The sequence below is a fragment of the Rheinheimera sp. genome, from assembly GCF_037442525.1.
Taxonomy (GTDB): Bacteria; Pseudomonadota; Gammaproteobacteria; order Enterobacterales; family Alteromonadaceae; genus Pararheinheimera.
In genome coordinates this window covers 381270-401700 of record NZ_JBBIQD010000001.1, presented here as the reverse complement: position 1 = coordinate 401700, position 20431 = coordinate 381270, and the positions used below count along the sequence as shown (strand labels likewise).

Below are 20431 nucleotides of genomic sequence, written 5' to 3'. Positions count from 1 at the left end.
AAAACGCATGAATCAGTTCGACTAAATCGAATCTGCTTCCACAGGTTCGGCTGGTGCATACAACACTACCCGGTTGCGACCACTGCGTTTACCCCTGTACAGTGCCTGATCGGCACTGCTGCACCATTGGTCCATCGCATCTGAATGGCTGGCCCGGCGTACCTGAACCCCAAAAGTGGCGCTGATGCGGAAAGACTGGTGCTGATAGCTCAGTTCCATCTGGCCGATGTTGTGACGTAATTCTTCACAGAGTTGCAAAGCCCCTTCAACTGTTGTGTCTGGTAACAGCAGAATAAACTCTTCGCCACCCCAGCGGGCCACCAGGTCCTGTTTCCGCAGCCGCTGCAATAACAACCGACCTATTTGCAACAACACATAATCGCCTGTTTCATGGCCATACTGGTCATTAATCTGTTTAAAGTGGTCGACATCCAACAGCACCAGTGCCATCGGCTGTCCGCTGCGTTGCGCCTGCGCCAGACAGCGTTCAAACTGCTCTGTAAAGGCCAGCCGGTTTGGCAATTGGGTTAAAAAGTCCGTTCTGGCTTGCTGGTTCAGGGCATTGTTAGCGGCCGCCAGTGCCTGAGTGCGTTCAGACACCATCAGATTGAGTTTTTGGTTTTGTTTCAGTAAAAGACGGTTACGCCAGCACCATAATCTCCAACTGACGAAGGCTGCAACCAGGGCAAAGCCTAACCAAAGTCTGTAGTCTTGCCACCATGGGGCAGGGACCACAAAATACAGCCTGGCTGCGTTGGTTTCATCCTGAAATGTACTGTTTCTGACCTCAAACACATAAGTGCCGGTTGGCAAGTGATTAAAGCTGACCTGATGGATGGTGCCCAGTGGATGCCATTGCTCGCTTAAACCCAGCAATCTGTATTGGTAGTGATGCAGGTCTGTGTAATAAAACTCCAGAAAACTGAAATGGATCTGCAGTCTTTTGTTATGCATGGGCAAGATCAGCGGCTGCTCCGCGCTGGTGGCCGGCACGGGCATACTTTTCTGATCCAGTTCCAGTTTGCTAATTACCATAGTAGAGGTGGGCAATTCTTCGTCTTTCAGTTTATCTGGCTCAATGCGGAACAAGCCCTGATGGGTACCGATAAACAGCTGATCTTTGTCAGTTTGCGCCAAAGCCCGGACTCCGAGTGACATGGCCGGCAGACCATCTTTGCGGCCAAAGGAATAAATACGCTGGTTGCTGCTGTCGAGCATGGCCAGACCCCGTCTGGTACTGATCCAAATCTGACCTTCACCACTGTCAGAGACAGCGATCACCCGTTGGTCTGGCAAGCCCTGTTGTTTGCTGTACAGCTGATGTTCGCCCGTGGCCGGATTGAACCAAAACAGGCCCTGATCGGTACAGAGCCACCAACCGCCCCGGCTGGCAGCCTCGGCACATAACAAGGTGTCGGATGGTAAAGGCAGGGGGCTGTCAGCGCCCTGATGAAAGTGGGCCAGTTGGCCTGTCTCCGGGGTCAACCGGTACAGACCACTGAAACGGCTGACCAGCCACAAATGGTTCCGGTCCGGCTTCAGCTGAATGATGGCATCGCCGGGTTGGGTGGCTACCGCATAATGCTGCAGCGTTTTGGTGTCAGAGTTGAGCTGCCAGCGATACAGGCCTTGTTCCCAGACGCCAAACCATAAGCTGTTATCTGTGGCTGCGAACAGGCTGGTGATTTCCGGTTGTGGCGGTAAACCTGTGGGCAAGGTCACCTGGCGCGCACTCTGGTCGGATTGCTGGCGGAATAAACCCGCATCTGTTGCTATCCAAAGCTGTTGTCCAGACCGGCTGACGGCCGACACCCGGGTTGGGGTATTTTGGGTTTCAAACGGCACTGCTGTGTAGCTTTGCTGCGTTGGGCTAAAGGCCAGCAGTTGCCGGTCCAGTCCGAGCCAAATGTGATCGTTCAGCCATGTCATGCTCTGTAATTGGCGCGCAGGCAATTCATCACTGGCGGAGACACCGGGAAAGTACAAAGGTTCGAATAAACGCTCGATGGGATCGCGTTTAAACAAGCCCAGATTGCGGCTGCTGATCCACAGCACCTGGGTTTTATCCAGATACAGCTGACGAATATCGGCACTGCCTAAAAAATGCTGTAACTGCTGGTGCTGGCTCAGCAAATACAAACCACGGCTGGTGCCTATCCACAGCCCGCTGTTGTCCTGAAACAAGACGTTCACCCGTTGAATGGTGGGGGCCACCTGCACCACTTGCTTTGGTTCAGCAAAAGCCAGCCAATACAACCCCAGTTGGGTGCCAAACCAGACACCGGCTTCCGTCAGCAACAAGGTGCGAATTTCCTGGCTGTGTTGTCGCGCAGTGGTGGATGGCACAGGCCAATGCTGTTTGTCTGTTAAATCCTGGCTGAACCTATACAAGCCTGTGCTCGTGGCAAACCAGAGTGCGCCTTGAGTGTCCTGCTGAATTTGCCAGACCCTGTTGTCCCGCAGCTCCGCCGGCACTTTGTCCGCCGCTGCCAGGTTCAACCCCGGTTCGACGATACGCAGGCCAGCTATGGTGGCGAGCCAGGTACGGCCTTGTGCATCCTGGTAAATGGTCTGGCCATGGTCGGACGGTAAGGCAGGGGTTGAACTGGTATGGTAGCGTCTGAGCAGGGTGCCGTTGTGATCCAGCAGGCTGAACCCCTGACCCCAGGTACTGACCCATAACTGCCTTTTCGCGCTCAGTACTCTATTCACATTGGCGCGGCGATGAGCAGTTTCCTGTTCAAAAAAAATGGGGTACCGCAACAATTCATAGCCGTCAAACCGTTGCAGACCATCCAGTTCACTGGCCAGCCACAGATAACCTGTCTGGTCCTGCACCAGATCGTAACTGACCACAGGGGCATCCTGCACTTGTTCCGAAAACATCGCAAATTGAGGTTGTGGCAACAGTGGAGGGGAAGCACAGGCAATGCCAGTGACAAACAACAGCAGAAATCTCAGGCAAGTGCTTCGCATAAATGACTGTATTAGCTGAATTTCAGTTAATGCTAGCAGTTGTTGAGGCTGGCGACAAAGGGGGATTCTGTGCAGAAACAGCAGGCCTGCCATTCAGGCCTGCTGCAATCGCTTAACGCTGGAAGAAAAACGGCTGATTTTTCACTTGCTGTGGATGCAGCTCGTCCATGCTTTGTGCATCAAACAGACGACCATTAACCATGCTGTATTTCACCTTATCGGTGTCACGGATATTTTTCAACGGGTCGGCGTCCAGTACTATTAAGTCCGCCAGCTTGCCAGCTTTGATGGACCCCAACTGGTGATCCATCCCAAAGGTTTTGGCCGGGTTAATGGTAGCGGTTTTCAGTGCCTGCAGCGGGCTCATGCCCCCTTGGGCAAACATCCAGATCTCCCAGTGAGCCCCCAAACTTTCACGTTGACCGTGAGCACCAATATTGGTCACCACGCCCAGATCGTTCAGCTCTTTGGCCATTTTGGCAATGGCAAAGTGATTGTAGTGATGGTCTGGTGCTTTGGTACGGCGCATGCTGCGCGGGCGCAGCTCATCGGCGGGAACAAACTTGCTGAGGCGCGGGTGTTTCCAGACGTCGGTTTTGTCGTACCAGTAGTTTTCACCAAAAATACCGCCATAAGCGACCACCAGGGTCGGGGTGTAGGCGGTTTGGGTCTGTGACCACAATTGTTTTACATCGTCGTACAGCACTGCGGCTGCCAGCGAGTGTTCCAAGGTGGTGTGGCCGTCTACCGCCATGCTCAGATTGTGCTGCATCAGGGAGCCCCCTTCAGGCACCACCATCATGTCCAGTTCGCGGGCGGCTTCAATCACCTGCTGACGCTGTTCACGGCGTGGCTGGTTGTAACTTTTTACCGAAAAAGCTCCCACTTTTTTCAGCCGCTCCAGATGGAATTTCGCATCCTCCAGACTGTCGACATGGGAGCTGTAACCCGCGCCATAAGCCCCGTACAATATGGTTCCTGTGCTGAAAATACGTGGGCCTACGGTCAGGCCGGCTTTTTGCAGCTCACTGGCAGTAAAGACTTCCTGGGTGTCATTGGACGGGTCGTGAATGCTGGTCACGCCCAGCGCCAGGCTGGCGTAGTTGGCGTAGTTACGTTGTGGGATTAACTGGTTCACGCCCTGTGCGCCGTGGGCGTGCGCGTCAAACAGGCCTGGCATCAGGGTTTTGCCGCTGATGTCGATCACTTTGGCGTCCGATGGTACCTGCACTTCGTCTTTGCTGCCGACGGCTTTAATGAGATTGCCTTCGACCAGCACCACCGCATCCTGCAACACCTGGTCGCCTTCCATCGTAATCACCTGACCACCGACAAAAGCCACAGAGCCAGCCGGGGTGGCCATCGGCACCTCAAAGCTTAAATTGGCGCCGTTTTTGGCGGCAATTTTTACTTTGCTGCCAACGTCAAACAAGCCGGCAACAGAGCTGTGGTACAGCTCTGGGCCCAAATGCCAGTACAGGCTGGCGCTGTCGGCTGTCCAGCTGATGTCGCTGCCTGCTTTGACCGACAGTTGTTTGACCGGAAACTGGCTGTCACTGCCGCTGATATCAATCACGCTGCCGCGTTCAGCAAAAGGGGTGACATAGACTTTAAAGCGGTCAATAAAGGCCAGGTACTTGCCGTCCGGCGACACCTTAAATTCAGTGCCGTATTTGGCACTGTACAAGGTGCGCTGCTGTTCTGTCGCCAAATCAATACTTAACAGCACAGGCGACTGGCCATAATCCTGGGCAAAGACCCGGTCGTTCTCTTTGCCGAACATAGGCGCGTAGCCATTACGGGCGATCAGCCGCGGTGCTTCGGCACCACTGACTGGTACGGCATACAAGCCGGTGTCGCGTGAATATTGTTTATTTAACAGCGAGCCGGCACCGGACTTGCGGTACACCAGAGTACGGCCATCCGGGCTTAAGGTGGGTTCAACGTATTTGCCTGGTTGCGGTGTCAGAGTGCGGTTAGCGCCTGTGGCGATGTCCAGCAGATGCACTGCGCCTTGTTTGTCGTCATGCCAGCTGACATAAACCAGTTGTTTGCCGTCCCGGGAAAACTGCGGGTAAAACTCAAAGTGTTCGGTCTGGCTGGTTAAACGTCGTGGGGTGCCGGATGGCAGCTGCTTGATGTACAGATGCCCCAGTGCGGAATAGACGGCAGTGTTGCCGTCCGGTGACACCTGCACATTGCCAAGCATTTTGACATCCAGTTGATCCGGGTTGATGTCTTGTTTGACCCGCTGGGCCGTCTGAATTTTTTTGCTGCGTTCAATGCTGAATGGGATCTCGCTGCGGCTTTTCTCTTTGATGTTTAATTTATTGATTTTGCCGCCGGCCCAGTACAGCAGATGCTGGTTGTCCGGTGTCCAGCTTAAGCTGGGGTACACGCCGTGTATCGCCCAGGTTTCCTGCATATCCCGGTCCAGTGTGTTATCCAGTTCGGTGTGTTCCCCTGTGGCCAGGTTGTATAAAAACAGCGTGGTCTGGAAATCAACGCGGCGGATATAGGCCAGGTACTTGCCGTCTGGTGAAGGGGTAGGGCGAATCGCACCGCCAGCACCACTCAGCAGCACTTCAATCTCACCTGTTTCCCGTTCAAAGCGTTTAATCACATAAATGCCTTGTTCGGAGTCTTTGCTGTAGTGAAAGGTTTTGCCCGGAGTGTCGTCCTGCGAAAAATAAATGTAGTTGCCGTCGGGCGAAAAGGCCGGCTCGCCTAAATCTTTTTCATCATTGGCTTTGGCGGTCAGCATGACGCCGTCACCACCGCTTTTATGGTATTGCCAGACTTCACCGGCGCCTAAGGAACGGGTATTGGTAAAGTGTTTGCGCGCGACGATAAATTCGCCATCCGGGCTCCAGGCCGGGCTGTTCAGCAGACGGAATTTTTCGTGGGTGACTGGGGTCTGGTTGGAGCCGTCGGCTTTCATCACCCAAATATTGTCGCCACCGCCCTGATCGCTGGTAAAGGCGATGTGCTTGCCGTCCGGGCTGAATACCGGCTGCATTTGCCAGGCAATGTCGGAGGTGAGCACTTTGGCTTTGCCACCGCTGATCGGCATGGTGTAGATGTCGCCGAGCAAGTCAAACGCAATGGTTTTGCCGTCCGGGCTGACACTGACATTCATCCAGGTGCCGCTTTGCACCTTGATCTGAATATCTTCAAACTGACCCAGGGGTTTATCGACCGACCAGGCGGGTGCCTTGTCTTCGGCCAGCGTTGTACAACTGGCCATCATGGCCAGCGCAAGCAAGTTGTAGTTATAGTTTTTCATGGACAGGTTCCTTGTAAGTTGCCGCATCAAACTGCCACAACGGCACAGCGGGGTAAAGCAAAGCAGACCAATTCACCTCAGAAGCGGACTAACAGCAAAAACTTTGGTCTGGAACAAAAACTGATTACACTGCAACAAGATAGAATCAGCGGAGTGAGGTATGGAGTCTCCTTGTGTGGCCTGTTGCCGCCTGAATGAAGAAAACGTCTGTATTGGTTGTTACCGCCATATGGATGAAATTGTCGACTGGCGTAAAAAAACGCCCGACCAGTACCAACAGATAGCGCTCAACATAGCGCGGCGCAAAGCGGACTGGCAGGCTCCGGTCGCGCAAAAAGCCATGACCCAGCAGGAATGGCTGGATGCCAGACAACGTAACCGGCAGCGGAGTGACAATGTTCACAATTAACTGGCAACAATGGCTGGATATCAGCCCGCTCAGCTGGGCCGGGGTTGGCTGCACCTTGGTGTGCGGCGCTGTGGTGGGGTTGGAGCGTCAGCTGCGCGGCAAACCGGCAGGCATTCGCACTTCCATTTTGATCACTTTGGGCACTTATTTATTTGTTGCCCTGAGTTTGTCGCTGCAAACCGCGCTGATGGATCCAAGCCGTATTATCGGTCAGGTGGTCACAGGCATTGGCTTTTTAGGCGCCGGGGTGATGCTCACCCGCGATGGTTTGGTGGTGGGCGTCACTTCGGCGGCGACCATCTGGATGTTAGCTGCTATTGGTGTGGCCGCCGGTATTGGCTATTACCATACCGCTATTTGGTTATCGGTTTTGGTGGTGGGTATTCTGACCGGTGTGAATTTACTGGAAGATGCCAGTTCAGCACTGCGCCGCGGTGTGCACAGAACGTCAAAAGACTGGGTGGAACGGGCGTCCGATAAAAACAAAGACGCATTGGACAAAGGAAAATAAATGTTATTGGAAGCAGTATGGATCGGCTTTGCCTTCAGTCTGGGGTTGATGGTCCGGCTGGCGGGTTTACCGCCGTTAATTGGTTATCTGGCGGCAGGTTTTGTCATTACGGCCACAGGTTCTGAGCTGGATTTACCAAAAGAAGGCAATGCCATTATTGCTCATGTCGCCCATCTGGGGGTGTTGCTGCTGCTCTTTACTGTGGGCCTGAAACTGAATATACGCAGCCTGACCAAAACTGAGGTTTTGGGCGGCAGCCTGGCGCATTTTTCTGTGTCGGCGCTGTTTTATGCACCGGTCATTTACCTCGCTTTTGAACCCAACTGGCCCCATGCGCTGATGCTGGGGGCCGCTTTGGCTTTCTCCAGTACAGTGTTGGCGGCCAAAGTGCTGGAAAATAAACGGGAAATTCGGGCCTTTCATGGCCGGGTGGCTATAGGTATTCTGGTGATGCAGGATCTGATTGCGATGGCCTTGTTAAGCCTGTCACAGGGGACCACGCCTTCGGTATGGGCGCTGCTGGTGTTACTGGTGCCACTGCTCAGGCCCGTGCTCTATAAACTGATGGACTTAATGGGGCATGATGATCTGCAGATCCTGTTTGGCGTGATGCTGGCCGTGGTGGTAGGAGGCTCAGGTTTCCATCTGCTGGGTCTGAGTTCTGAATTGGGTGCTTTGGTGTTTGGCGCTTTATTGGCCGGGCACAGCAGGGCAGGAGAACTGTCCAAAACCCTGTGGGCGCTTAAAGAGTTTTTTCTGGTGGGGTTCTTTCTGCAAATCGGTCTCGGAGGCATGCCGGATCTGCAGGCCTGGTGGTTTGCCGGTCTGATGACATTGTTGTTACCAGTGAAAGCCCTGCTGTTTTTTGCCTTGCTGGTGCTGTTTAAACTGCGGGCCCGCAGTGCTTTTTTATCCGGTCTGGCGCTGAGCAACTACAGTGAATTTGCCTTGATTGTGGTGGCTGCGACCATGCCGCAATTTTTGATCCCGTTGGCTTTGACTGTGGCTTTGTCTTTTGTGGTGTCTGCCCCGTTGAACCGTTTTGCCCACCCTTTGTATGAGCGGCTGGCGCAGCGGCTGATCCCCTTTGAACGCGACAGCCATCACCCAGATGAGCAGCCGGTGTCACTGGGGGATGCCGAAGTGCTGATTATGGGCATGGGCCGCACCGGCAGTGCGGCCTATGAGTACCTGGAGCATAAATGCCATCTGGTGGCGCTGGACTCGGATCCGGCCAAAGTAGCGCAGCATTTTGAACAAGGCAAAAATGTGCTCTTTGCTGATGCGGAAGATCAGGTGTTCTGGCAAGGGGTGAAACTTGACGGCATCAAGGCTGTGGTACTTTGTCTCAATGATCTGGAAGCCAAAGTGATCGCCACCCGCAAGCTCCGGCAGGCGGGCTTTGCCGGTTTAATAGTGTCGCACAGTATGCACAAGGATGAAGCTGAGCAGATTATGGCGGCCGGCGCCGACCACACTTACCTGACCATGTCAGAAGCGGGTCTGGGCTTGGCCGAGCGGGTACGCCAGCATATTACCCTGTAGGTGCCGGAGGCTGGGGAGCTGTGGCTCCCCGGCTGATACGATTAACTGGACAGCTTCAGTCCAATAATACCCAGCAGAATCATGGCAATACTGACCAGACGTGGCCAGCTGGCCGGATCGCCCAGCAAGAAAATGCCGACAATCACAGTACCGACAGCCCCTATACCTGTCCAGACAGCGTAAGCAGTGCCGACAGGTAAATCCCGCATTGCCAGGCCAAGCAGGCTGATGCTTAGCAGCATGGCCAGTACAGTCCAGACGGAAGGCCAGAATTTGCTGAAGCCTTCAGTGTATTTCAGGCCCACAGCCCAACCGACTTCCAGTAAACCCGCAATAAGAAGCAGAACCCAATTCATACCAAATCTCCAACGACTCACAGCAAGCCTGTTGCTGAAGTCATGTCAGTGAATGGGGTCGTCCCCGGACTTGTGACGCGCAGGCGGGTCGTCCCGCCTGGCCAGTGAAAAGCGGGCAGAGAATAACCAATTGGTCGCGGTTAGTCCAGTGTGCCGCCGGCTATTAACCAATCCTGTTCTGTCTGCAGCGCAACAGGCAGACAGACTTTCAGCGCCTGAACCACCAGCTCAGGGCTCATAGAGGCTTGTTGTTTGCCCAGCACCTGCGCCGGAGAATAAGGAATATGCAAAAAGCCGCCACGCACTTGTGGCTGGTTTTGCAGCAGGTGCATCAGGCCGTAAAACACCTGATTGCAGACAAAAGTGCCTGCGCTGTAGGAAATACTGGCGGCAAAACCGGCCTGATGCAGGTGGCTGACCATGGCTTTTAACGGCAGCGTACTGAAATAAGCAGCGGGACCCTGTGCTATGACCGGCTGGTCGATGGGTTGTGCACCGGCATTATCGGCAATCCGTGCATCAATATGATTAATGGCGACTTTTTCAAAACTCAGGTCAGTGCGCCCGCCCGCCTGGCCTAAACACAGCACCAGTGCAGGTTTAAACCTGGAGATGTTTTGCTCCAGAGTCTGCAGGCTGTCCGCAAAGGTACAGGGCAGCTGCACAGCTCTGATTTGCACTTCGTCATCCAGCCAGACAGCATCCAGCGCCTGCACGGCCTGCCAGGACGGATTGATAGGTTCGCCGCCGAACGGCTCAAAGCCGGTTAATAAGACTGTCGCCATTTAAAACCACCTTAAAAACAAGTACATCAGCACAATATTCGTCAGCAGCAACCAAACTGCAGTTGGGGCCTGGGCTTTAATAACCGCATGTTTGTCGTTGAGCTCCAGCAGCGCCACCGGCACTATATTAAAGTTGGCGGCCATAGGGGTCAGCAAGGTGCCGCAGTACCCGCTGAACATGCCAATGGCGGCCATCATGGCCGGGTTAATGCCGTGCTGCTGTACCAATAAAGGAATACCAATACCAGCAGTGATCACCGGAAAGGCGGCAAAGGCATTGCCCATAATGACAGTAAACAGCGCCATGCCCAGGGCATAACAGGCCACTGCGGCCAGCGGATGCTCCAGAGCCAGATAGCGCTGACTCAGTTCTGCAACGGTGTCACCGACACCGGCCTGGGTAAACAGCAAACCCAAAGTGGCCAGCAGTTGGGGCAGCAGTACTGCCCAGCCCATAGCTTCAATCAGTCTGGATGATTCGGCCAGCGCCTGTTGTGGCTTTTCTCGGCAATAATACAGCGCAAACAACAGGGCAATAAAGGCTGCCACCGCAAGGGCTGAGAGGGTCAGGTTGGCAGGGGAGAGTAGCGGCCGGTCAAACAGGCTCAGATGAGCTAACACCAGCACGCCAAATACAGTTCCCAAGGGGATCAGCAGGGCTGGCACAAAGAGTTTATGACCGAGCCTCTGGACGGAAGCCAGTTGTTGCTCAGAGCTCAGCTCCTGATAGCGGCGGGCTTTCACCAGCGATAAGCCGCCTATGGTACTCATCAGTACCACCAGCGCGCCCACCAGCGCTTTGGGCAGATGGTCCCCGGCCAGAAAAATCAGGCTATAGCTGCCCCAGAACAACGCGGCGGCGAAGCGCCTGTCCTGAATCGCATACAAAGCCACCACTGCAAACAGCAGGCCGACAATCAGGTACAGCAAGGGCAAATCAATCATTGGCCTGCTCCTGTTGCAGGCGAGCCAGGTAACGATCAAACCGGACCAGCCTGTAGCCATGAATTAAAAAGGCGGCGACTGCAGTGGGGATGCCCCAGAGTGCGATATGCAGCGGGTCGGTTTCAATGCCGGATTCACGCAAAAAAGTGTGCATCAGGATAATGGCACCAAAGGCGACAAAAATATCTTCGCCAAAAAACAGCCCCACATTGTCTGTGGCGGCGGACATTGCCCGGATTTTTGCGCGGATGAGCGGGTGCCTGGCCCCATCCGGGTGGGCAGCTTCAGCCATAGGGGCCACCAGCGGCCGTACCATCTGTGGGTGGCCGCCCAGGCTGGTTAAGCCTGCAGCGGCTGAGCTTTCGCGCAGCGCCAGATACACCAACAGTAAGCGACCTGTCGTCGCCACTTTAATCCGGCCAATCAGCCGCTGCGCCTGCAGACGCAGGCCATGGCGTTCCAGCAAACCTATCACCGCCAGTGGCAACAACAGGATCAGCGGCAAATTTCGGGTGCGTAAAAAAGTATCGCCCAACTGTTCAAGCCAGGACAGCAGCGGTAACCCTGTGGCCAGCGCCGTGGCGAGCGCGGACAGAATCACCACCAGCAGCGGATGGAATTTCAGTAACAGCCCAAGGGCGAGTAACAAAATGCCACACAGAGGCCAAAGATCCAGTTCGGTCATAAGTTGTTCTTATCGGTGAAAAACTGAAGGGGCAGTGTGCCCTGAGCCTGCCGCCTGCCGCAAGTTATGCTGGCGGCAAAATCAGCGAAAGTCATCGCAAAAAAATAACAAAATCAGCCTTCTAAGCCGCGTCAAATCTGAGTTTTTATCAAAAGCTCGACGCAACGAAAAAGCCTCGTTATAATGCCGCGTCCTGTATAACAGGTCTGGATGACGCGTCAACAGAAGGCTCCCGGACCAGCACTAAGATGGCGTCACGAAACGCCTGATTTGATTTTGAGGTAACAAGATGCAAGTTTCTGTGGAAACCACTCAGGGTTTAGAACGCCGTTTAACCATCACAGTTCCGGCTGCGGCAATTAGCGCTGAAGTTGAAAAAGAATTACGTACTATCGCTAAGACCCGCCGTATCGACGGTTTCCGTCCTGGTAAAGCTCCGGTTGCGATGATCAAAAAAATGTTTGGTCTGCCAGTGCTGCAAGATGTGGCGTCGCGTCAGATGCAAAACCATTTCTACCAGGCCATTATCCAAAACAAACTGACCCCGGCCGGCGCTCCAACTTTTGCTCCTAAGCAACTGGCTGAAGGCAAAGATTTAGAATTTGTGGCCACCTTCGAAGTGTACCCGGAAGTTCAGTTGAACAACCTGGATAAAGTAGAAGTGAGCAAGCCAGTGGTTGAAATCACAGAAGCCGATCTGAACACTATGATCGACACACTGCGTAAACAACACGCGACTTGGGACAAGACCAAAGCCGCTATCGCCAAAGGTCACCGTGTCAACATGGACTTCACTGGTTCCATTGACGGTGTTGAATTCGAAGGTGGCAAAGCTGCTGGTTTCACGCTGGAAATCGGCCAGGGCCGCATGATCCCAGGTTTTGAAGATGGCATCATTGGCAAGAAAAGCGGTGAAGAGTTCACCATCGATGTGACCTTCCCGGACGATTACCATGCCGAGAACCTGAAAGGGAAAGCGGCCCAGTTCGCCATCAAAATTAACGGCGTAGAAAAGCAGAAGCTGCCAGAAGTGAACGAAGAATTCGCTGCTCTGTTCGGTCTGGCTGAGCCAACTGTGGATGCACTGCGCGCTGAAGTGAAGAAAAACATGGAACGCGAGCTGAGCAACAACATCAAAGCGAAAGTCAAAGATCAGGTAGTGAAAGGTCTGTTGGCGAACCACGAAGTGGATGTGCCACAAGCCCTGATCGACAGCGAAGTGGACGTACTGCGTCGTCAGGCTCTGCAGCGTTTCGGTAATAACCTGGACGCAAAAAACCTGCCGGAGCTGCCAGCTTCTTTGTTTGCTGAACAAGCCAAAGACCGCGTCAAAGTAGGTTTGTTATTGGGCGAAGTGATCAAGTCAAACAACCTGCAGGTGGATGATGCCCGCGTTCAGGCACTGATCGAAACTGTGGCTTCGGCTTACGAAGATCCGCAAGAAGTGGTGCAGTACTACAACAGCAACAAAGAGTTGCTGCAAGGTATGCGCAATGTGGCGTTAGAAGAGCAGGCCATTGACCTGGTTCTGGAAAAAGCCAAAGTGACTGAACAGAAAGCCAAGTTCGACGAAATCATGAATCCACAGGCGTCAAACTAAGAATTGACATCTGTTGATCTGACAGTTTTAATGGCTCGAGCATTAAAGTTCGGGCCATTTTCTTTTCTGCGGCCCTACAGCATAAGGAAGTACCATGATGGCATTCGAGCCAAAAATGAGTGATATCGTCAGCGCGCTGGTCCCCATTGTTATCGAACAAACCGCCAAAGGCGAACGCTCCTTTGACATTTATTCGCGGTTGCTGAAAGAGCGGGTGATTTTCCTGACCGGTCAGGTGGAAGATCATATGGCCAACCTGATTGTCGCGCAGTTGTTATTTCTGGAATCCGAAAACCCGGAAAAAGATATCTACATTTATATCAACTCACCAGGTGGCTCAGTGACGGCTGGTCTGTCGATTTACGACACCATGCAATACATCAAACCCAATGTCGCCACCGTTTGTATCGGTCAGGCTTGCAGCATGGGCGCATTCCTGTTATCTGGTGGTACCAAAGGCAAACGCTATGCGCTGCCAAACGCCCGGGTAATGATTCACCAGCCACTGGGCGGCTTCCAGGGTCAGGCGACGGATTTTGAGATCCACGCCCGTGAAATTCTGACGGTGAAAGAGAAATTAAACCGGCTGATGGCCGAGCATACCGGCAAGAGTTATGAGCAAATTATCAAGGACACCGAGCGCGATAACTTCTTAAGTGCGCAACAAGCCTTGGAATATGGCCTGGTCGATGCCATATTAACGCAAAGGGATGCGAAGTAATTGAGTTAGGGGTCGGGCAGCCTTAGTGGTGCAGGCCCCAGTTGAAGAGGAAGTTCCATGTCTGATCACCGCTCTGACGGCGAAAAAAGCAGCAAGCTGTTGTACTGCTCCTTCTGTGGTAAGTCGCAGCACGAAGTACGCAAACTGATTGCAGGCCCACAGGTGTACATCTGTGATGAATGCGTTGACTTGTGTAACGACATTATCCGCGAAGAAATTAAAGATATTTCGCCTAAGCGTGATGCCAGTAAACTGCCTGTTCCACGTGAGATACGCAACCACCTGGACGATTATGTGATTGGCCAGGAACACGCGAAAAAAGTTCTGGCGGTTGCGGTGTACAACCACTACAAACGCCTGCGTTCTGTGCAGCAAAAAGCCGATGTGGAACTGGGTAAATCCAATATCCTGCTGATTGGCCCGACGGGCAGCGGTAAAACTCTGCTGGCTGAAACTCTGGCCCGTTTGCTGGATGTGCCTTTTACTATGGCCGATGCCACCACCCTCACCGAAGCTGGTTATGTCGGTGAAGATGTGGAAAACATCATCCAGAAGTTGCTGCAGAAATGCGATTATGATGTAGAAAAAGCCCAACGAGGCATTGTTTACATCGACGAAATCGACAAGATCTCCCGCAAGTCAGACAACCCGTCCATTACCCGTGACGTGTCTGGTGAAGGTGTGCAGCAGGCCTTGTTAAAACTGATTGAAGGCACCATTGCCTCGGTGCCGCCGCAAGGGGGCCGCAAGCACCCGCAGCAGGAATTCCTGCAGGTGGACACCTCAAAAATCCTGTTTATCTGTGGCGGGGCTTTTGCCGGTCTGGATAAAGTGATTGAACAGCGCTGTGCCAAAGGCTCAGGTATAGGTTTTGGTGCTGAAGTGCGGGGCAAAGAATCCAGCCGCAGCCTGACTGAAAGCTTCCGTGATGTGGAGCCGGAAGATCTGGTGAAATATGGCCTGATCCCCGAATTTATCGGCCGTCTGCCTGTGGTTGCCACGCTGACAGAACTGGATATAGACGCTTTAGTGCAAATCCTCAGTGAGCCGAAGAATGCGCTGATCAAACAGTTTGGCGCTCTGTTCCAGATGGAAGGGGTGGACCTGGAATTCCGTGACGACGCACTGAAAGCCATTGCCAATAAAGCCATGGAGCGTAAAACAGGAGCCCGTGGTTTGCGCTCTATAGTCGAAAACGTGTTGCTGGATACCATGTATGAATTGCCATCAATGGAACATGTCAGCAAAGTGGTGATCGACGAAACCGTGATCCGTGGTGAATCCCAGCCTATTCTCATCTATGAATCAGCTGAGGCGGCTTCGGGCCAATAATTCCGTGTACGCACTTAACAAAGCCGGTTCTGACCGGCTTTGTCTATTCTGTGCCCAGCCGGTTCAAATTTTTCACTAACTCGTTGAAGTCGCAAATAGTGACCCCATATACTGGGAATTCACCCCTGCAGTAAATAATTCAAGAGAGATTTCATGACAGTAGCAAAGACAGAACGTTTGCATATGCCTGTGCTGGCATTACGGGACGTGGTCGTCTATCCGCATATGGTGATCCCACTGTTTGTTGGCCGGGCTAAGTCAATCAAATGCCTGGATGCGGCGATGGAAAAGGAAAAGCAGATTTTCCTGGTTGCGCAAAAAGATGCCACACTGGATGACCCGAAAGACGACGATTTGTATCGTGTTGGTACTGTCGCCACTATTCTTCAATTGCTGAAGCTGCCGGATGGAACCGTCAAGGTGCTGGTTGAAGGTGGCAAACGCGCCGAATTGGCGGAGTTCACTGATACCGAAGAAACCTTTGCGGCTTATGTCGATTTGATCCCGACACCTCAGCTGGACAGCCGCGAGCAGGAAGTGATTTTGCGCTCGGCCATTAATCAGTTTGAAGGTTATATCAAACTGAATAAAAAGATCCCGCCTGAAGTGCTTACTGCGTTATCTGGTATTGATGACGCTGCACGTCTGGCTGACACCATGGCGGCCCATATGCCGCTGAAAGTCGAGGATAAACAGAAGGTTCTCGAAATTATTGACGTCACGGAACGGTTAGAGTTTCTGATGGCGATGATGGAAAGCGAAATCGACATTCTGCAGGTGGAACGCCGTATTCGCAGCCGCGTGAAAAAACAAATGGAAAAAAGCCAGCGCGAGTACTATCTGAATGAGCAGATGAAAGCCATTCAGAAAGAACTGGGCGAGCTGGAAGACACGCCAGATGAATTTGAAACCCTGAACAACAAAATTGAAGCGGCGCAAATGCCGGCTGATGCAAAGCAAAAAGCGACGGCCGAATTGCAGAAGCTGAAGATGATGTCGCCCATGTCGGCCGAAGCCACAGTGGTACGCAGTTACATTGACTGGTTGACCAATGTGCCATGGAAAAAACGCAGCAAGGTGAAAAAAGACCTGGCGGGCGCAGAAAAAATTCTGAATTCAGACCATTATGGCCTGGATAAAGTGAAAGAACGTATTCTGGAGTATCTGGCTGTTCAGCAACGAGTGAACAAGCTAAAAGGCCCTATTTTATGTCTGGTAGGCCCGCCGGGGGTGGGTAAAACTTCTCTGGGCATGTCAGTGGCCAAAGCCACAGGCCGCAAGTATGTGCGGATGGCGCTGGGCGGTGTGCGGGATGAAGCGGAAATCCGTGGTCACCGTCGCACTTATATTGGTTCTATGCCAGGCAAAATTATCCAGAAAATGGCCAAAGTTGGCGTACGGAACCCACTGTTTCTGCTTGATGAAATTGACAAAATGGCCTCCGATTTCCGTGGTGACCCTGCGGCAGCGCTGCTGGAGGTACTGGACCCGGAGCAAAACACGGCCTTTTCAGACCACTATCTGGAAGTGGATTACGATTTGTCTGACGTGATGTTTTTTGCCACCTCCAATAGCCTGAATATTCCGGCAGCTTTGCTGGACCGGATGGAAGTGATCCGTCTGGCGGGTTACACCGAAGATGAAAAACTGAACATAGCCAAAGAACATTTGCTGAGCAAACAAATTGAGCGCAATGGTCTGAAACCGCATGAAATTGAAGTGGAAGACAGTGCCATTATCGGCATTATCCGTTACTACACCCGGGAAGCCGGGGTGCGCAATCTGGAGCGTGAAATCTCCAAACTGTGCCGTAAAGCAGTGAAGAATATTCTGCTCGACAGCAAGCTGAAGAAGGTCACCATCAACCAGGCCAACCTGGAAGAATACCTCGGCGTACAACGCTTTGATTATGGCAAAGCCGAAGACAGTAACCGCATTGGGCAGGTGACGGGCTTAGCCTGGACCTCAGTGGGCGGTGATTTATTGACCATTGAAGCGGCGGCTGTGGTTGGTAAAGGTAAATTAACCTACACAGGGTCACTCGGCGATGTGATGAAAGAGTCCATTCAGGCGGCGATGACTGTGGTGCGTAGTCGTGCGGAAAAGCTGCGGATCAATGAAGACTTTTATGAAAAACGTGACATTCACGTGCATGTGCCTGAAGGTGCGACGCCGAAAGATGGCCCCAGCGCCGGTATCGCCATGGTCACAGCGCTGGTGTCCAGCCTGACCGGCAACCCGGTGCGGGCGGATGTCGCGATGACGGGGGAGATCACGCTGCGTGGTGAAGTGTTACCTATTGGTGGTCTGAAGGAAAAATTACTGGCGGCCCACCGTGGTGGTATTAAGCGGGTGCTGATCCCACATGACAATGTTCGGGATTTAAAAGATATTCCGGACAATGTGAAAGGCGATCTGGATATCCGTGCCGTGAAATGGATTGATGACGTACTGGAATTGGCGTTGCAGGAGCCACCAACTGGCATGGCTGTAATCGAAACGGCTGAAACTGCACCAAAAGCCGCGCCAAAAGCGAAAAAAAGCCAAAAAAATCCGGCCTAGGGGCTTTTCAAACGCTTTTTGTGTGTTAAGTTATGGGCAGTTTCGCTGCAGGCCTTGTCTGACAAGGCTTGCAGCCTAACAAAAAGTTTTTGTGGGGCGGCGTTTTGTGCTTGCAAGCCCATTTCAGGCTTGATATAACAAGTGCGCACTACACAACAAATTAATTTTTGGTAGTTGTTGAAAATAATAACAATTGAAGGGGATGATATTGTGAACAAGTCTCAACTTATCGACAAAATCGCTGCTGGTGCAGACATTTCTAAAGCGGCAGCTGGTCGTTCACTGGACGCGTTCATCGACGCAGTGACGCAAGCTCTGAAAGAAGGTGACTCAGTAGCCTTAGTTGGTTTCGGCACTTTTGCCGTTCGCGAGCGCGCCGCACGTTCAGGCCGCAACCCACAAACTGGTGCAACTATCCAGATCGCTTCTGCGAAGATCCCTTCGTTCAAGCCTGGTAAAGCATTAAAAGACAGCGTGAACTAATCCAGACCCCGACTGGTCAACCGGTTGGGGAAAGCCGTGGCGCAGATAGCAACAAGCCTGATGCGGTCGCAGCTTTAATGAAAAAGGCGTATCTGCTAAGATGCGCTTTTTTTTTACTACCACATTGTTGGCAAAAGAGACATAGAGAGCATGTTAGAGAAGATCAGAGAAGGTTCTCAGGGGATGATCGCCAAGGTGATTCTTGGTTTTGTGATCCTGACCTTTGCATTAGCCGGGGTTGGCAGCTATCTGGGAAATACCAAAGAGCCAGTGGTTGCTGTAGTAAACGGCGAAGATGTGACCAAAACAGAATTTGATACCGCGCTGCAAAATGAACGCAACCGGATGCAACAGCAGTTTGGTGAGATGTTCAGCAGTCTGGCCAGCGACCCTAACTATATGAACAGCTTCCGCAGCCAGGTCCTGGAAAAGCTGATTGATGAAAAATTGCAAAAGCAGCTGATGACGGATTTAAACCTGATGGTCAGTGACCAGCAAATCCGTGAAACTATCTTGTCTCTGCCTGAGTTTCAGGTGGATGGCGTGTTTAATAACGACCGCTATCTGGCGTTATTGCGCCAGAATGGTTATGAACCAAACCAGTTCCGTGATTACCTGCGCAGCCAGATGTCACGCACTCAGTTGGTCAGCAGCCTGGTGTCCAGTGAATTTGCCACAGAATCTGAGTTAACCCTGTTGGCGAAACTGCAGCAGCAGACCCGCGATGTGCAGTATCTGCAGATCAAAGCGGCCAGCTTTGCCGATAAAGTCGAAGTGACTGAACAAATGCTGCAGGATTATTATCAGGCCAACCTGAACCAGTTTGTCTCGCCTGAAACTGTGGCTGTTGATTATGTGCAGTTAAACAAAGCGGATATCGCAGCAGGTATTGCGGTGTCAGATGCTGATCTGCAAGCCTACTACGATGCCAATTTAAATCGCTATCAGACTGAAGAGCGCCGCCGGGTGTCCCATATACTGCTGGAATCAGCTGAAGACAATGCAGAGGTAAAAGCCAAAGCCGAAGCGCTGGCCGCTCAGCTGGCTCAGGGCGCGGATTTTGCCGAACTGGCCAAAAAGGAATCCAGTGATACCTTCTCGGCAGAAAACGGGGGCGATCTGGACTTTATTGAAGCCGGTGTTATGGACCCTGAGTTTGAGAAAGCGGCTTTTGCGCTGAAGCAGGTAGGTGAAATCAGTCCAGTGGTGAAAACTGAATTCGGTTACCACCTGATTAAGCTGACCGAGGTGCAGGCGTCACAAACCAAAGCGTTCGCTGATGTGAAAGAGCAAATCGCCACTGAGCTGAAAGATCAGAAAGCCGCAGAGAAGTTTATTGAGCTGCAACAGGCTTTAGGTGAAAAGAGCTTCGAAATTGCCGACTCGCTGCAGGAAGCTGCGCAAGCCATTGGCGGTCAAGTAGTCTCTGTACCTGCCTTTACCCAGGGGGCCGCCCCAGCGCCACTAAATGCACCGGCCGTGCTGAGCACTTTGTTCTCTGAAGAATTTATTGCCGGCGGTGTGAACAGTGACGTGCTGGAGGTCTCGGCGGACCAGGTGGTCGTGGTCCGTATCAGCAGCCATCAGCCAGAAAAAACCAAAGGCTTTGATGAAGTCAAAGAGCAGGTACGTACCGCGGTGCTGAGTCAGAAAACCGAAGAAATGGCACAGGCCAAGGCCGCGGAGCTACTGGCTGCTTTGCAGGGAGGAGCTACGCTGGAAGCAACAGCGCAAGCCAATCAGTTGACGGTGGAGAGCAAAACTGCGGTACCACGTTTTGGCGGCGATCTGGATGCAGATATTCGCACCAAAGCCTTTGAGCTGGCGAAACCGTCAGAGCAGGCGGCTGTCTCTTACGGTTCATTGACCACTGCAGGAGGAGACGCCGTAGTAGTGGCCGTGACGAAAGTCACCGACACCGAAGTGACTGCAACTCCGACTAAAGAAGATCTGGAGCAGTTTGGCCAGCAAAAAGCTCAGCAAAGTTATGCTGCTGTGATTGCTGCGTTAAAAGCGAAAGCGGAGATAGTTCGAAGCCTGGAAGTTGCCAGCAGCGACGAACAGTAACTGCAGTAGTGCTAAAGAAAAACCGGCGCCTTAAGCGCCGGTTTTTTTATGTACAGGATGTACGGTATGCCGTTTATGCAGGAGCAATTAACGGCGATGTACAGGATGTACGGTATGCCGTTTATGCAGGAGCAATTAACGGCGATGTACAGGATGTACGGTATGCCG

Annotated in this window: 15 protein-coding genes; 9 read left to right on the top strand and 6 right to left on the bottom strand. The window is 52.7% G+C overall.

Going from position 1 to position 20431, the window contains the following annotated elements:
* Positions 1 to 21: 21 nt before the first annotated feature.
* Positions 22 to 2976, bottom strand: a complete 2955-nt coding sequence (locus WKJ03_RS01805) for a diguanylate cyclase (RefSeq protein WP_337840445.1) — start codon at positions 2974 to 2976, stop codon at positions 22 to 24.
* Positions 2977 to 3088: 112 nt separating this feature from the next.
* On the bottom strand, positions 3089 to 6262 hold the full coding sequence (locus WKJ03_RS01800; protein WP_337840444.1) for an amidohydrolase family protein: 3174 nt from the start codon (positions 6260 to 6262) through the stop codon (positions 3089 to 3091).
* Between the two features lie 160 nt (positions 6263 to 6422).
* Between WKJ03_RS01800 and WKJ03_RS01795 the strand changes: the two genes are divergently transcribed.
* From WKJ03_RS01795 to WKJ03_RS01785, 3 genes are read left to right on the top strand one after another with little or no spacing between them, the layout of a single operon-like run.
* The gene (locus WKJ03_RS01795) at positions 6423 to 6671 is read left to right on the top strand and encodes a DUF1289 domain-containing protein (RefSeq protein ID WP_337840443.1); all 249 of its coding nucleotides are present in this window, start codon (positions 6423 to 6425) and stop codon (positions 6669 to 6671) included.
* A complete protein-coding gene (locus WKJ03_RS01790) occupies positions 6658 to 7182 on the top strand; it encodes an MgtC/SapB family protein (protein ID WP_337840442.1) in 525 nt (174 codons plus the stop codon). Before WKJ03_RS01795 ends, WKJ03_RS01790 begins: the two co-directional genes overlap by 14 nt.
* Positions 7183 to 8727, top strand: a complete 1545-nt coding sequence (locus WKJ03_RS01785; RefSeq protein ID WP_337840441.1) for a cation:proton antiporter family protein — start codon at positions 7183 to 7185, stop codon at positions 8725 to 8727. It begins immediately after the preceding gene.
* Between the two features lie 41 nt (positions 8728 to 8768).
* Here the strand turns inward: WKJ03_RS01785 and sugE are convergent, their stop codons facing one another.
* From sugE to WKJ03_RS01765, 4 genes are all read right to left on the bottom strand, one after another.
* Complete coding sequence (sugE, locus tag WKJ03_RS01780; RefSeq protein WP_337840440.1) at positions 8769 to 9083, bottom strand: quaternary ammonium compound efflux SMR transporter SugE; 315 nt, start codon at positions 9081 to 9083, stop codon at positions 8769 to 8771.
* A 140-nt stretch (positions 9084 to 9223) separates the two neighbouring features.
* On the bottom strand, positions 9224 to 9868 hold the full coding sequence (pcp, locus tag WKJ03_RS01775) for a pyroglutamyl-peptidase I (protein WP_337840439.1): 645 nt from the start codon (positions 9866 to 9868) through the stop codon (positions 9224 to 9226).
* A complete protein-coding gene (locus tag WKJ03_RS01770) occupies positions 9869 to 10813 on the bottom strand; it encodes a DUF979 domain-containing protein (protein WP_337840438.1) in 945 nt (314 codons plus the stop codon).
* Positions 10806 to 11498, bottom strand: a complete 693-nt coding sequence (locus WKJ03_RS01765) for a DUF969 domain-containing protein (RefSeq protein ID WP_337840437.1) — start codon at positions 11496 to 11498, stop codon at positions 10806 to 10808. The genes WKJ03_RS01770 and WKJ03_RS01765 overlap by 8 nt, the downstream gene beginning before the upstream one ends.
* Before the next feature lie 289 nt (positions 11499 to 11787).
* Between WKJ03_RS01765 and tig the strand changes: the two genes are divergently transcribed.
* The 6 genes from tig (at position 11788) to WKJ03_RS01735 (ending at position 20263) form a co-directional block, all read left to right on the top strand.
* Positions 11788 to 13098 carry a trigger factor gene (tig, locus tag WKJ03_RS01760; protein ID WP_337840436.1) on the top strand — a complete coding sequence of 437 codons (1311 nt, stop codon included), beginning with the start codon at positions 11788 to 11790 and terminating at the stop codon, positions 13096 to 13098.
* A gap of 115 nt (positions 13099 to 13213) precedes the next feature.
* Positions 13214 to 13819, top strand: coding sequence for an ATP-dependent Clp endopeptidase proteolytic subunit ClpP (clpP, locus tag WKJ03_RS01755; RefSeq protein WP_337840894.1), 606 nt, complete (start codon positions 13214 to 13216; stop codon positions 13817 to 13819).
* A gap of 57 nt (positions 13820 to 13876) precedes the next feature.
* Positions 13877 to 15151, top strand: coding sequence for an ATP-dependent protease ATP-binding subunit ClpX (gene clpX / locus WKJ03_RS01750; RefSeq protein ID WP_337840435.1), 1275 nt, complete (start codon positions 13877 to 13879; stop codon positions 15149 to 15151).
* A 153-nt stretch (positions 15152 to 15304) separates the two neighbouring features.
* Entirely contained in the window at positions 15305 to 17713 is a 2409-nt protein-coding gene (gene lon, locus WKJ03_RS01745) for an endopeptidase La (RefSeq protein WP_337840434.1), read from the top strand.
* A 210-nt stretch (positions 17714 to 17923) separates the two neighbouring features.
* Positions 17924 to 18196, top strand: coding sequence for a nucleoid-associated protein HU-beta (gene hupB, locus WKJ03_RS01740; RefSeq protein WP_337840433.1), 273 nt, complete (start codon positions 17924 to 17926; stop codon positions 18194 to 18196).
* A 150-nt stretch (positions 18197 to 18346) separates the two neighbouring features.
* Positions 18347 to 20263, top strand: coding sequence for a SurA N-terminal domain-containing protein (locus tag WKJ03_RS01735; protein WP_337840432.1), 1917 nt, complete (start codon positions 18347 to 18349; stop codon positions 20261 to 20263).
* The last annotated feature ends 168 nt before the right edge of the window (positions 20264 to 20431 follow it).

Bases quoted from the DNA above. Each gene is read 5' to 3' on its own strand.
- WKJ03_RS01805 (WP_337840445.1), bottom strand. From the start codon at position 2,976: ATGCGAAGCACTTGCCTGAGATTTCTGCTGTTGTTTGTCACTGGCATT.
- WKJ03_RS01800 (WP_337840444.1), bottom strand. From the start codon at position 6,262: ATGAAAAACTATAACTACAACTTGCTTGCGCTGGCCATGATGGCCAGT.
- WKJ03_RS01795 (WP_337840443.1), top strand. From the start codon at position 6,423: ATGGAGTCTCCTTGTGTGGCCTGTTGCCGCCTGAATGAAGAAAACGTC.
- WKJ03_RS01790 (WP_337840442.1), top strand. From the start codon at position 6,658: ATGTTCACAATTAACTGGCAACAATGGCTGGATATCAGCCCGCTCAGC.
- WKJ03_RS01785 (WP_337840441.1), top strand. From the start codon at position 7,183: ATGTTATTGGAAGCAGTATGGATCGGCTTTGCCTTCAGTCTGGGGTTG.
- sugE (WP_337840440.1), bottom strand. From the start codon at position 9,083: ATGAATTGGGTTCTGCTTCTTATTGCGGGTTTACTGGAAGTCGGTTGG.
- pcp (WP_337840439.1), bottom strand. From the start codon at position 9,868: ATGGCGACAGTCTTATTAACCGGCTTTGAGCCGTTCGGCGGCGAACCT.
- WKJ03_RS01770 (WP_337840438.1), bottom strand. From the start codon at position 10,813: ATGATTGATTTGCCCTTGCTGTACCTGATTGTCGGCCTGCTGTTTGCA.
- WKJ03_RS01765 (WP_337840437.1), bottom strand. From the start codon at position 11,498: ATGACCGAACTGGATCTTTGGCCTCTGTGTGGCATTTTGTTACTCGCC.
- tig (WP_337840436.1), top strand. From the start codon at position 11,788: ATGCAAGTTTCTGTGGAAACCACTCAGGGTTTAGAACGCCGTTTAACC.
- clpP (WP_337840894.1), top strand. From the start codon at position 13,214: ATGAGTGATATCGTCAGCGCGCTGGTCCCCATTGTTATCGAACAAACC.
- clpX (WP_337840435.1), top strand. From the start codon at position 13,877: ATGTCTGATCACCGCTCTGACGGCGAAAAAAGCAGCAAGCTGTTGTAC.
- lon (WP_337840434.1), top strand. From the start codon at position 15,305: ATGACAGTAGCAAAGACAGAACGTTTGCATATGCCTGTGCTGGCATTA.
- WKJ03_RS01735 (WP_337840432.1), top strand. From the start codon at position 18,347: ATGTTAGAGAAGATCAGAGAAGGTTCTCAGGGGATGATCGCCAAGGTG.